General features: G+C 75.0%; 14 protein-coding genes and 1 pseudogene. 5 read left to right on the top strand and 10 right to left on the bottom strand.

What is annotated here, in order from left to right:
- Positions 1 to 26 precede the first annotated feature (26 nt).
- The 5 genes from ABZ490_RS39095 to ABZ490_RS39115 are packed head-to-tail and all read right to left on the bottom strand — an operon-like array spanning position 27 to position 4,243.
- Positions 27 to 632, bottom strand: a complete 606-nt coding sequence (locus tag ABZ490_RS39095) for a hypothetical protein (RefSeq protein ID WP_359001739.1) — start codon at positions 630 to 632, stop codon at positions 27 to 29.
- Complete coding sequence (locus ABZ490_RS39100) at positions 629 to 1,963, bottom strand: hypothetical protein (RefSeq protein WP_359001742.1); 1,335 nt, start codon at positions 1,961 to 1,963, stop codon at positions 629 to 631. The genes ABZ490_RS39095 and ABZ490_RS39100 overlap by 4 nt, the downstream gene beginning before the upstream one ends.
- Entirely contained in the window at positions 1,960 to 2,724 is a 765-nt protein-coding gene (locus ABZ490_RS39105; protein ID WP_359001745.1) for an ABC transporter ATP-binding protein, read from the bottom strand. The genes ABZ490_RS39100 and ABZ490_RS39105 overlap by 4 nt, the downstream gene beginning before the upstream one ends.
- 29 nt (positions 2,725 to 2,753) lie before the next feature.
- Entirely contained in the window at positions 2,754 to 3,659 is a 906-nt protein-coding gene (locus ABZ490_RS39110) for a zf-HC2 domain-containing protein (protein ID WP_359001748.1), read from the bottom strand.
- Positions 3,656 to 4,243 (bottom strand): RNA polymerase sigma factor, encoded by a 588-nt coding sequence (locus ABZ490_RS39115; protein WP_359001751.1) that lies wholly within the window; start codon positions 4,241 to 4,243, stop codon positions 3,656 to 3,658. The genes ABZ490_RS39110 and ABZ490_RS39115 overlap by 4 nt, the downstream gene beginning before the upstream one ends.
- Positions 4,244 to 4,363: 120 nt before the next feature.
- Here ABZ490_RS39115 and ABZ490_RS39120 point away from each other — a divergent pair, with 120 nt between their 5' ends.
- From ABZ490_RS39120 to ABZ490_RS39135, 4 genes are all read left to right on the top strand, one after another.
- Complete coding sequence (locus ABZ490_RS39120; RefSeq protein WP_359001754.1) at positions 4,364 to 4,522, top strand: hypothetical protein; 159 nt, start codon at positions 4,364 to 4,366, stop codon at positions 4,520 to 4,522.
- A gap of 44 nt (positions 4,523 to 4,566) precedes the next feature.
- Positions 4,567 to 4,797, top strand: a complete 231-nt coding sequence (locus ABZ490_RS39125; RefSeq protein WP_359001757.1) for a hypothetical protein — start codon at positions 4,567 to 4,569, stop codon at positions 4,795 to 4,797.
- Entirely contained in the window at positions 4,798 to 6,858 is a 2,061-nt protein-coding gene (gene malQ / locus ABZ490_RS39130) for a 4-alpha-glucanotransferase (protein ID WP_359001760.1), read from the top strand. It begins immediately after the preceding gene.
- Positions 6,859 to 6,919: 61 nt separating this feature from the next.
- A complete protein-coding gene (locus ABZ490_RS39135) occupies positions 6,920 to 7,186 on the top strand; it encodes a hypothetical protein (RefSeq protein WP_359001763.1) in 267 nt (88 codons plus the stop codon).
- A 152-nt stretch (positions 7,187 to 7,338) separates the two neighbouring features.
- On the opposite strand, the gene ABZ490_RS39140 is transcribed toward ABZ490_RS39135, so the two are convergent.
- From ABZ490_RS39140 to ABZ490_RS39155, 4 genes and pseudogenes are all read right to left on the bottom strand, one after another.
- Positions 7,339 to 9,117, bottom strand: coding sequence for an FtsX-like permease family protein (locus ABZ490_RS39140; protein ID WP_359001766.1), 1,779 nt, complete (start codon positions 9,115 to 9,117; stop codon positions 7,339 to 7,341).
- Between the two features lie 2 nt (positions 9,118 to 9,119).
- Complete coding sequence (locus tag ABZ490_RS39145; protein ID WP_359001769.1) at positions 9,120 to 9,935, bottom strand: ABC transporter ATP-binding protein; 816 nt, start codon at positions 9,933 to 9,935, stop codon at positions 9,120 to 9,122.
- A complete protein-coding gene (locus ABZ490_RS39150) occupies positions 9,932 to 10,474 on the bottom strand; it encodes a PadR family transcriptional regulator (RefSeq protein WP_359001772.1) in 543 nt (180 codons plus the stop codon). The genes ABZ490_RS39145 and ABZ490_RS39150 overlap by 4 nt, the downstream gene beginning before the upstream one ends.
- Before the next feature lie 243 nt (positions 10,475 to 10,717).
- A pseudogene (locus ABZ490_RS39155) lies at positions 10,718 to 11,005 on the bottom strand (GntR family transcriptional regulator); the annotation flags it as partial.
- A 50-nt stretch (positions 11,006 to 11,055) separates the two neighbouring features.
- Here ABZ490_RS39155 and ABZ490_RS39160 point away from each other — a divergent pair.
- Entirely contained in the window at positions 11,056 to 11,421 is a 366-nt protein-coding gene (locus tag ABZ490_RS39160; protein WP_359001775.1) for a DUF6415 family natural product biosynthesis protein, read from the top strand.
- Between the two features lie 17 nt (positions 11,422 to 11,438).
- On the opposite strand, the gene ABZ490_RS39165 is transcribed toward ABZ490_RS39160, so the two are convergent.
- Positions 11,439 to 12,044: a TetR family transcriptional regulator gene (locus tag ABZ490_RS39165; RefSeq protein WP_359001778.1), complete on the bottom strand. Its 606-nt coding sequence runs from the start codon at positions 12,042 to 12,044 to the stop codon at positions 11,439 to 11,441.
- Positions 12,045 to 12,138 lie beyond the last annotated feature (94 nt).

The raw sequence follows: 12,138 nt of genomic DNA on the forward strand, positions 1-12,138 counted from the left end.
GCCCCGTGGCACCGGCGCCCGCCGGTTCAGCCACGGGGCCCTTCGGGACGCGCCCCTCGTACGGCGTACAGGACCGTGCCCAGCGCGAACACGCCCCCGGCCACCGCCCAGGACGCCGGTACGCCCCCAGGCTGCGCCGGCCAGCCCCACCCGGTGACCGCCCGCCCGCGCACCCCGTCCGCCGCCAGGCACACCGCGCCGACCCAGCTCGCCGCCGGCAGCCAGCTCAGCCGGGCGCCCACCAGCACGGCCGAGGCCGCGACCAGGCCCGTACAGCCCAGCAGATTGCGCAGCACGGCCGGCCCGTCCCCGGCCACCGCGAGGGGCAGCAGGACCGCCGCGAGCGCCGTCGGCCCGAGCAGCAGCCCCAGCCGCCGCGGCCACCAGGGCCGTACGGCCGTCCGGTCCAGTTCCTCCGCCGCGGAGCCCAGGCCCGCCCCGGTCACCGCCGCCGCCAGCAGCGGGGCCAGCGCCACGACCGGCAGCAGCCGGCCAGGATCCGCGCCGGAGCCCGTCCGGGCCGCCGCCCCCAGGGCGAGGACGGCGGTCCCGGCGAGCGCGCCGAGCGTGCCCGGGACGGCCCGGGAGCGGGCGTACAGCAGCAGACCGACGCCCGGCCGCGGCGCGCTCACAGGACCGGCACCCGGCTCGTGGCGTCGCAGTCGCCGACGGTGGCGAAGTACGCCGACAGCCAGTCCCGGCGGGCGTCCGCCCCCATCGAGGCCAGCCGCTCCCGGGCCGCCCTGCGCTCCGCCAGTTCGGCACGCCGCTCCGCGTCGCCCCGCGCGTCCAACGCGTCGAAGGTCGCCTCCGCCGGGCTCGCCGCGAGGTAGTGCTGCACGGCGTCGTCCGCCACGGTCACCCTCCGGTCCTGCTCCCCGCAGTCCCCGCGGGCCTGGAGCATCGTCACCGCCTCCCACGCGTACTGCGCCGGATCGGTCAGCCGCCCTCGCACCACCGACCGGCCGATCGGCGTCAGCATCGGCAGCTGCGCCTCCCCCGCGCGCGGCTCACCCACCCGGTCCTCGAACCGCACCGGCAGGTTCCGGACCCCCTCCAGCTTGCCGGTGACCCCCGACAGGGCGGCCGTGACCTGCGGCAACAGCTCGGCGTAACGATCGTTGACACAGATGTCAGGGGTGGTCGAGGTCGTGCACACCTGCGCGCGTTCGGCCGGGTTCGGCCGCCACAGACCGTCCCCCGTCCGCACCAGCAGCACACCCGCCGCGACCGCGGCCGCCAGCGGCACCAGAGCCGTCCACCGGCGCCGCGCCGCGTACGCCAGCACGGCGGCCGACGCGAGCCCCGCCACCCACACCGCCATCGCCCACGGCTGCCGCCCGGCCGGCACCAGGCCCTCCGACACCGCGAACGCCGGGTTCAGGAAGCGACCCGGGCCGGTGCCCGCCCGCCCCGACAGGCCCAGCGCCGCATAGCCGCCGAGCGCCAGCAGCGGGGCCGCGAACCGCCACGGGACCAGCCGCCCCACCACCTGGCCGGCCACGACGAGAGCGGCCAGCGCCACCGCGTCCGCCGGCAGCAGATCCGCGTACGGCCGGTCCCCCGTGGCGTACGGCCAGGTCGCGAGCAGCGCCCCGGCCGCCGCCAGCGCGTACCCGGCCGTCACCCAGAGCGCGAGCGGCAGCGCCGACGCCAGGAACCGCGCCAGCGGCCCGCGCACGGCCGTGCCCCACAGCTCCTCGGTACCCCTCCGGCGTTCCCGCCCGCCCTGCCGGCAGCCCGCGGCGGCCCCGAGCGGCAGGACGATCAGCAGCACACTGTGCAGCTCGGTCCGGGTCTCCGCCCAGCCGCCCTGCCAGCGGTCCGCCACGAAGCCCAGCACCACGGCCGGCAACAGGAAGGCCACGGCCCCGGCGAACGGCGCGAACCCCCGCGCCACCTCGGCCCGCAGCGGATGCCTCAGGACCGGCCGCAGCGCCGCCTTCTCCCGTACGAGGCTCATCGCGCCGCCCCCAGCCCGCTCCGGTGGGCCCGCAGGGCGGCGGTGTAGCCGCGCTCGATGACGCTGTCGCCCACCCCCGGTGCCTCGCCCAGCGCGCTGAGCGACTCCGGGGTCCCCCGGTGGGCGACCCGCCCCGCGTCCAGCAGGGTGACCTCGGTGCAGGCGGCCGCCACGTCCTCCACCAGGTGGGTGGAGACGATCACGGTCGAGGTGGAGCCCAGCTCCCGCAGCAGCGCACGGAACTCCACCCGCTGCTCCGGGTCGAGGCCCGCCGTCGGCTCGTCGAGCAGCAGCACGTCCGGGTCGTTGACGACGGCCTGCGCGATACCGACCCGGCGGACCATGCCGCCGGACAGCGTCCGCATCTTCGCGTCGATCCGGTCCCCGAGCCCCACCCGCTCCACGGCCCGTTCCACGGCGGCCGGGGTCCCGGCCACCGGCATCTCCTTCAGCCACGCCACGTACGCGACGAACTCGCGCACCGTGAAGCCCGGGTAGTGGCCGAACTCCTGCGGCAGATAGCCGAGCCGGGCGCGCACCGCACCGCGCCGGGCGGGCTCGCCGACGTCCGCGCCGAGGATCTCCACCCGCCCGGCGTCCGGCCGCGCGACGGTGGCCAGCACCCGGATCAGGGATGTCTTCCCGGCACCGTTGGGGCCGAGCAGACCGTGCACACCGACGCCGAGATCAAGGTCCACGGCGTCCAGGGCGACGGTCCTGCGGTGCCGGACACGCAGCCCGGACACCCGTATCGCGCTCACTTCACTCTCTCCACAGTTCTCGGTTCGGCTCATCGTCGGTCCAGCCCGTCGTAGGCGCCGCGGCGGGCGGCCAGCACGGCGGCGCACAGCACGGCCGCCGTCGCCCACGCGCCCTGTGCGGACGCGCCGTCCAGACAGCGCGAGAGCTGCTCGGCGAGCCGGGTGACCGGGGTTCCGCCGGGCGAGGTCAGCACCGGGGCGAGGACGGCGGCCAGCCAGCCGCCGCCGGTCACCGCCGTCGCCGTACGGCAGCCGACGTACCCGGACAGGGCGAGCGAGGCCAGGGTCAGCGCGAGGCCAGGCAGCAGCCAGGCCGCTGCCCCCGGGGCGCCGGAGGCGGGCAGCAGCAGACCCGTCACGGTGAGCAGCGGCACGCTGACCCCGAGGACGGCGGCCGTCCGGGTCAGCGCCAGCCGCAGTCCGCCGGAGGGCGTGGCCGCCGCGATCTCGTGCAGCGGATCGGCGTACCGGCCGTAGGACACGGCGACCCCGGCCACCGGCACCACCGGCGCGAGGGCGAGCAGCAGCGGCCGTACGCCCTCGACGTCCGCGCCGTACGCCAGGCCGAGCGCCCCCAGCGCGACCAGCAGCACCGCCGGCAGCCAGCCGCCGCGCACGGCGGGCCCGGCGGTCCACAGGGCCCGCGCGAGGAACGCGGACCACAGCCGGGCCCGGGGTGCGGGCGGCGTGGGAAGGGGCTCAGGTACGTCCCGTACGGGATCCTTCAGTACGGCCTCCCGGACCTCCGCCAGGACCAGCGCGGGCGCCGGCAGCCGCCGTACCGCCTCCGAGACGCGCGCCGCGCACGCCCCGCACCGCTCCACATGGCTCTCCAGGGACCAGGCGTCGGCCTCCGGGAGGGTGCCGTCGGCGTAGCGGGCGGCGAGATCGCCGGACACGTGCCAGGGGCGGGCGCCCGGGTCATCGGTGTTCATACCAGGCCTCCCGAGGCCGGTGCGGGGCTCAACTGGGCGAGGGCCGCGCGCAGTTCGGCGCGGGCACGCTTGGCACGGGTCTTGACCGTGCCTTCGGGGATGCCCAGCAGCCGGGCCGCCTCCCGGGTGGTGAGCCCGTCGACGACGGTCGCGCGCAGCACCTCCCGCAGCTCGGGGGAGATCCGGTCCAGGGCGGTGCCGACATCGCCGAACTCCAGCCCGGCCAGCACCCGTTCCTCGGCCGAGGGCATCCCGGCGGAGGGGGTGGAGGTGTCGAGGGGAGCCGTCTCGATCCGCCCGGCCCGCTCCTGCGCCCGCCGGGTGTCGACGAGCCGCCGGGCGGCGATGGTCCACAGCCAGCCGCCCGCCTCCCCGCCCCGGTGCCCGGCCGCCGACCGCCACACGGTCACGAAGGTGTCCTGAAGCACTTCCCTCGCCACCTCGGCATCCGCGCACCGGCGCACGAGCCGGGCGTACAGCCACCCGGCATGCCGGTCGTACAGCGTGGCCAACGCCCCCGCGTCCCCGTCCGCCACGGCCCGCAGCAGCGCCGCGTCCGTATCGCTCTCCCCGTGGCCCCTCATGGGGCGGAACAGTCTCACACCCCCTCTATCGACGACGGCGCCACGACCGGTTCACGGGTGGTCCCCGGGCGGGGCGGGAGCGACCGTGTCCCGGCACACGGATCACGAGTTGGACGGGACGTGAACGAGAACGCGGAGAGCGTGGAGAGCGCGGAGAACGCGGCGCAGCGGCGCTGTGCGGTGTGCGAGCTCATCGTCGGGATGGGGTGTCCGGGCTGCCGTACGGGCGCGGTACGCCGGTGCACGGAGTGCCAGTCCTGGCCGACGGGACGGGTGTGACACGGTCGGGACGTCTGGCCGCGCGTCCGCTGGGTAGGCCTGCGATGACCGACGCCCTGCCCCACGAGGAGCCCACCGTGATCGCGCCCGCCCCCTCCAAACGTACGGCGGAAGCCTCCGCCGACCCGCTCGACGAACCCCGCCCGGGCGCCTTCAGCGCCGAAGGCGCCTGTGCGGAGGCCCCGCTGACCAGCGAGCCCCCGTTGCCCGACGCCGAACCCCTCACCAGCGAGCCGCCGCTCGCCGCCGTGGACACCGACACCACGAGGCCCTAGATGACCGCACCCCTCGGCGAGGAACTCGCCCGGCTCGCCGCGCTGCACGGTGTCGCCACCTCCTACCGGCCCGCCCCCGACCGCACGGTCACCGCCTCGCCCGCCGCCGTCACCCGCGCGCTCGCCGCGCTCGGCGTCGACGCGGACACCCCGCAGGCCGTGCGGGACGCGCTCGGCGCACGGGAGCGCGAGCTGGCCGCGCGCCTGCTGCCGCCGACGGTCGTGAGCTGGAGCGGCGGCCCGTGCGACGCGCTCGCCGCCCTCCCCGAGGGCACCCGGCTGCACGTCGAGACCGAGCAGGGCGAGATCCGCGCCACCGCCGAGGGGCTGCCGCCCGGCGTGCACCGGCTGACGGCCACCGCGCCCGACGGCCGCACCGCCCGCGTCCACCTGGTCGTGGCCCCGCCCCGGCTGCCCACGCCGCCGGAACGCTCGTACGGACTCCTCGTCCAGCTGTACTCCCTCCTCTCCCGCCGCTCCTGGGGCATGGGCGACCTCGGTGACCTCGGGGAGCTGGCGGACTGGGCAGGACGGGTGCTCGGCGCCGGGTTCGTGCAGGTCAACCCGTTGCACGCGGCCGTACCGGGGGCGCCGACCGATCCGTCGCCGTACCGGCCGTCCTCGCGCCGCTTCCCCGACCCCGTGCATCTGCGCGTCGAGGAGGTCCCCGAGTACGCGTACGTCGAGGACCGTACGGCGGCGGAGCGCGGGGCCCGGCTGCGGGAGTCGGTGCTGGAGAAGGGGGAGCTGATCGACCGGGACGCCGTGTGGGAGGCCAAGCGGCAGGCGCTGGAGCTGGTCGCCGCGGTGCCGCTCGGGCCCGGCCGGCGGGCCGCGTACTGCGACTTCCTCGCCGAGCAGGGGCAGGCGCTGGAGGACCACGCCACCTGGTGCGCGCTCGCCGAGGTGCACGGATCGCGGTGGAGCGACTGGCCGGAGGAGCTGAGGGACCCCCGCTCGGCGGGGACGGCCCGCGCCCGGCGCGAGCTGATGGACCGGGTCGACTTCCACTCCCGGCTCGCCTGGCTCACCGACGCCCAGCTCACCGCCGCCCAGCGCACCGCGCGCGAGGCCGGGATGGGGATCGGGATCGTGCACGACCTCGCGGTCGGGGTGCATCCGTCCGGCGCGGACGCCTGGGCGCAGCGGGAGTACTTCGCCGCCGGGATGTCCGTCGGCGCCCCGCCGGACGCCTTCAACGCGCGCGGCCAGGACTGGGGCCTGCCGCCCTGGCGCCCCGACCGCCTGGCCGAGTCGGGCTACGCCCCGTACCGCCTCCTGCTCCGCGGCCTCTTCCGGTACGCCGGTGCCCTGCGCATCGACCATGTCATGGGCCTGTTCCGGCTCTGGTGGGTCCCGCAGGGGGAGGCGCCGACCGAGGGCACGTACGTCCGCTACGACGCCGAGGCCATGCTCGCCGTGCTGGTGCTGGAGGCCTCGCGGGCTGGCGCGGTGGTGATCGGCGAGGACCTGGGCACCGTCGAACCGGGCGTCCGGGAGGCGCTGCGCGCCCGCGGGGTGCTCGGCACGTCCGTCCTGTGGTTCGAGCGGGACTGGGACGGCGACGGGCGCCCGCTGCCCCCGGAGCGCTGGCGCGCCGACTGCCTCGCCACCGCCACCACCCACGACCTGCCGTCCACCGCCGCCCGGCTCACCGGCGAGCACGTCGAACTGCGCGACCGCCTCGGCCTGCTCACCCGGCCCCTCGAGGAGGAACGCGCGGAGGCCGCCGCCGACACGGGGGAGTGGCTGGCCCTGCTCACCCGCCTCGGGCTGCTGTCCGGAAGCGCGGGCGGCGGGGACCGCTCCTCCGAGGAGGCCGAGGTCCAGGCCCTGCACCGCTTCCTGCTGCGCACCCCCGCCCGCATGATCGGCGTCTGGCTCCCGGACGGCGTGGGCGACCGCCGCCCGCAGAACCTGCCGGGCACCTGGGACCAGTACCCGAACTGGCGCCTGCCGATCGCCGACGGCGGGGGCCGCCCGATGCCCCTGGAGGAACTGGCCGCCGCGCCCCGTCTGCACACGCTCTTCGACGTCCTCCGGGAGGCCGCGCGGGAGTGACGGACTCCCGTACGGGCACCCCGGGCGCGCGGCCCCGCGAGGCGTTCGCTACTTTTGCTCTGTGGACAAGAAGAACGCCCTGCGCGCCGGCGCCCTGGCTGCCGGTACGACGCTGATGATGCTGCTCATGTCGTCCCCCGCGCTCGCGCTGACCCGCGACGACGGCGACGACCCCGGCACCGGCCTGAGCGTCGGTGAGACGCTGGGCCTCTATGTCGTGCTCCCGATCGTGATCTTCGCTGTCATCACCGGCCTGGTCATGGTCCTGGACAAGTCCAACCCCGACCACCGCGTCTTCAAGCCGGGCAGGGCCAAGGCCAAGGCCTGACCTTCCGCCCCACGGCACCCCACTTCACCTGAGGCCGCCGCCCCCATCGCCTGCGCAATTCCTGCGCCCGGGCGACGGGGGCGGCGTCTTTTCGGCGCCGGGCAGTCGCCGAGGACGAGGACGACTGATCGGCGGTACGGGTGAAGGGGCCGTCAGGCGGGCTCGACGTCGAGGCCGCGCACGACCGGGCTGCGGGTGTGGGCCCACGCGGGCAGTGCGGTGAGCACGGCGACGGCGAGCAGGATGGCGAGCGCGGTGGCGAGCAGCCAGGCTCCCGGGGGCGTCACCTGGGTGCCGAAGAGCCAGTACAGGCCGAGACCGGCCGGGATGCCGATCGCGATCCCGGGTACGGCGGGCAGGAGCCCGGCCACACAGAGCGCGGTGACGACCTGGCCGGGGGTGGCGCCGAGGGTGCGGGCGACGGACAGGGCGCGTCGGGCCTGTACGGCGGTGGTCAGACCGAGGAGCACGGTGTTGAGCGTGGACATCGCCACGAGCACGAGCGTGACGGCGAGCAGCACCCGGCCGGTCTGGTCGGCCCGTACGTCGATGGGGCCGAAGTGGGTGAAGTCGGGCCGAGTGGCGAGTTCTGTGTGCCAGGTGAGCAGGGCGGTGACCATGAGCGTGGTGGCGGCCGTGCCCGCACCGGCCAGGACGGCACGGCCGGGCCGGCGTGCGAGCAGCCGGATGCCGAGCAGGAGTGAGGTGGGCAGATACGCCGTCACGGCATTGAGGCGGGGGCGTCGCGTGGGCAGATGCGCCGGGTCGCTCAGGGCGTCGACGGTACTGGTGCGGGCCGCGCGCAGGGCGGGGCGGAGCGCGCCCGTCACCCCGACGACGGCGGCTAGGAGGACCGCGGCGAAGAGAGACCCGAAGTCCGGGGGGCCGACGGTGTTGAGCAGTCCGGCGCTGGGGTCGACCAGGTGGGGCGCGGCAAGTGTCCCGGAGGTCAGGCCGATCGCGGTGGCCAGGAGGGTGAGCAGGAGGTACTGCGCGAGCAGGGCGGCGGTGACGGTGGCGGGTCCGGCACCGACGGCCTTGAGCAGTGCGGCACGCCGGTTGTCCCGGGCGGCGCGTGCCGTCGCGAGCGCGGCGAGGGTGACGATCGCGGCGGCGGCGAGCAGCCAGCCGCCGACGACGAGGGCGGGCTGGATGTCCCTGATCATGGCCTTGTCGGTCTGGAGGACGTCCTGCCAGCCGTGGGTGTTGACCCAGCCGTCGGTCTCGCTCCAGCGGGCGAACGTGGTGTTCATCCAGCGCTGCGTCGCGGTGGGATCGTCCAGCTTCAGATAGATCAAGTGGACTGCGGGGGCGTCGCCCGCCGCCTCGCGGGTGTCCGCGGTGGTCAGCCACATCCTGCCGCCGAAGTCGGACGTCCCGGGTCCCTGCGCGTCGTCGCTCCACGGATACACCGAGGTGGCCGCGCTGATCGCGGTTCCGACCACCGGATAGTCGCGTCCGCCGACGGTGACGTGGTCACCGACGCGCACGCCGAGTGCTTTCGCGAAGCCGCGTTCGAGCACCGTGCCGCCGGGCCGTACCCAGGTGCCGGAGGTCACCAGCGGCTGGTCCACCGCGGCATCTTGAGAGGTGTCGCGCCCTTCGACCGCGGTGTGCGCCCTCTTGCCGTGGACCTTGATGTACGTGTCGAACGCGAAGACGGGATCGGCCTGTTCGGCCACGCCGGGAGTGTCCGCGAGGCGTGCGGCCACGCCGGACGGATCGGCGGCCGTCGTGGTGGCGATGATGTCGGGCCCCGCGGTCGCCGCGCGCGTCCTCTCGTACCCGTTGTCCACGGCGTTACCGGTCGCAAGTCCGAGGATCAGGCTCGTGCTGGCGACGGCGACGGCGAGCAGGAAGACGAGGGCCTCGCCCGGGCGGCGGCGCAGGTCGCGCAGCACCAGACGCCCCGTCAACAGCAGGTACCCCACGGTCAGTTCTCCCAATTCAGCAGAGCGCCGAGCCGTGCGGTGCCGGTGTCGCTCCCCAGAGGCGTGTCGTCGGCCAGTGCGCCGTCGCGCAGGGAGACGACGCGGTCGGCGGTGGCGGCGACGCGTTCGTCGTGGGTCACCAGGATCAGGGTCTGGCCCGCGGCGCGCAGGTCGGCGAAGAGCCGGAGGACATCCTGGGTCGCGGCGCTGTCGAGGTTTCCGGTGGGCTCGTCGGCGAGGACGACCAGCGGCTTGTTGACCAAGGCGCGCGCGATGGCGATCCGCTGCCGCTGCCCGCCGGACAGCTGTGAGGGCAGATGCCGGGCCCGGTCGGCGAGTCCGACCTGGTCGAGGAGTTCGGCGGCGCGCTGGCGGGCGGCGCGGGGCGAGGCGCCGGAGAGCAGCGCGGGCAGTTCGACGTTCTCCGCCGCGGTCAGCTCGTCGACCAGATGGTAGGCCTGGAAGACGAACCCGAGGGAGCGGCGCCGTAACCGGGCGAGCGCCCGCTCGCCGAGGTCGTCCATGCGCTGCGCACCGAGCCACACCTCGCCCTCGGTCGGCCGGTCGAGGCCGCCGAGCAGCTGGAGCAACGTGGACTTGCCGCAGCCGCTGGGCCCCATCACGGCGAGCGTCTGCCCGGCGGGGACCTCGAGGTCGACGCCGTCGACGGCCCATATCGCGCTCTCGTCCTCGCCGTACACACGCGCCAGGCCGACCGCGCGCAGCACCGGCCCGGCTGCCGCACCGGGCCGGACCGCTTCCGCGCCGTCGTCCGTACCGCGCCGTCGCAGCCGGCTTCGCCGACCGTCTCTCGTCATCCGTCTCCTCTGCCTTTCCCCCGCGGCATACGGCCGGACCAGGCCCGCTCGTATGCCTCCAACCAGCGCAGATCGGCCTGCAACCGGAGTGCGACGCCCTGGAGGAGCAGCCCGGCCTCCGAACCCGTGTCGTGGGCCAGGGCGGCACGCTGGGCCTCGGCGAGGCCGCTCATCAGCTCCCGCCGACGCGCGTTCACGAGCGCGAGCGGATCGGCCGTGCCGGATTCGCGGGCGGCCACCAGCTTCAGATGGAACTCCGTCACATCCGCCCGTGGCCCGATGCTCTCGGCCATCCACACGGCCACCCGCTCGTGCCCGGCCGCGGTCGGCGCGAACACCTTGCGTCGCGGGCCGCGCACCGCCGCTTCCTCGCGCACCTGGACGACCAGGCCGGCCTTCTCGAGCCGGGTGAGCGTGACATAGACCTGCCCCGCGTTCAGCGTCTCCCCGAGCGGCCCGAGTGCCGCCGTCAGGCGCCTGCGCAGGTCGTAACCGTGCGACGGCTCCTTGACCAGCAGCGCCAGCACCACGTCCTGCATCCATCCCCCTCCCCAACGGCCCTCAATAGATAGCGGTTAACTAAAGGGGGCGTCAAACCACGCACCGGCCGCGGCCTCAGGGGCCGGCGGTGGATGGCCGGGGTGGTACTGACGCGCAGGGCGTAGCTCTGGCCGCGTCGGAGGTGTGCACCGTGTCGCCCGGTCGCGCGTGGGCGAGCGGTTCACTGAGCTTCGGTTGGTTGGGTTCATCAGCCTCAACCACTCACCTCCGTCACCGTGGGGTCATCCGGGCGTGAACTCGTACTCCAGCTCGTACAGATGGCCGGCCTTGACCATGACGGTCGCCTCGATCAGCAGCCTGTGTGCCTGGTACTGCTCCTGGGTGGGCACCCGGGCGGAGACCCGGTCCGTGCTCCGGAGCGGCGGGAAGCCCAGTCCGGCGAGGAGCGTCGGCGTACCGCCCCCGACCTTCCGCCTGTCCATGAGGGCGGTTCCCCGGGCGATGGCCGACGGGTAGGAGGACTTCACCAGTTCGACCGGTTCACCGTCGACGGAGAGGATCTGGTGTCTGGGCGCTGTTCAGGTCGGCCTCCGGCGGGTCGGCGGAAGCGGAGGGTGGCGTGGTCGCCGCCTCCGGGTCCGCGGTGGAAACCTCGCCGTCGGCCGGGTCGCTGGTGCGTGCCGCGGCCTCCTGGCTTCTCGCCCAGGAGACCCTGCCACGGCATCAGACCGCGAAGCTCCTGGGCGACGACTTCCGCGTTCACCTGGAGCAGTTGATCCCGAAGGTCGAGCGGCTGACCGAAGGGCGCTCCGAGGGGGACCGGTCGGCGATGATCGCGCTGGCCGCCGTGGACGAAGCGCGGTGGCGGCTCGGCGAGGCGGAGCGGCCGGGGCTGAGGGGCGAGGTCGATCGCGTGAAGCTGCTGGTGCGATCCGTCATGACCCTGCGCGGGCATCATGACGTGCTCGTCCGTGATGCCCGCTGATCCGGCTTCGGTCGGGGCTATGGGTGGGGTGCCGTCAGGTAGCGCTGGATCGTGGGGGACAGCCAGGCCACGAGTTCCTCGCGGGGGAGCGTCACGGTGGGAGGGAGGCGCAGGACGTAGCGGGTCAGGGCCAGGCCGAGGAGCTGGGTCGCCACCAGGGCGGCGCGGGTGGGGGCCTGTTCCGGGTCGGGGCAGGCCGTGCGGGCGAGCGGCAGGAGCTGGTCGCGGAAGATGCCCTGCATGCGTTCGGCGCCCGCCTCGTTGGTCACGCCGACCCGGAGCAGGGCCGTGAGCACCTCGTTCCGCTCCCACATGGCGAGGAAGTGCGTGACGAGGGCGCGGCCGGTGTCCTCGCGGGGGAGCGCGGAGAGGTCGGGCAGCTTCAGGTCGACCGAGACCGTCGCCGCGAACAGGCCCTCCTTGTTGCCGTAGTAGCGCATGACCATGGAGGGGTCGATGGCGGCGTCCTTGGCGATGGCGCGGATGGTCGCCTTCTCGTAGCCGTCGGCGGCGAAGCGTTCGCGGGCGGCGTCGAGGATCGCGGTGCGGGTGGTGTCGGAGCGCCGGCGGGGGGTGCCGGAACCGGAAGCGGAATCTGTGCTGCTGCTGTTGCTGCCCTTCATGTCAACGAGCGTAGGCCAACGAGTGTGGGTCAACAAGCGTTGGTCAACAGGTGTTGGCCAACGCGTGTTGACATGCCGTCCGGCGGCTCCTACG

This window comes from Streptomyces sp. NPDC005811 (assembly GCF_040630405.1).
Taxonomy (GTDB): Bacteria; Actinomycetota; Actinomycetes; order Streptomycetales; family Streptomycetaceae; genus Streptomyces.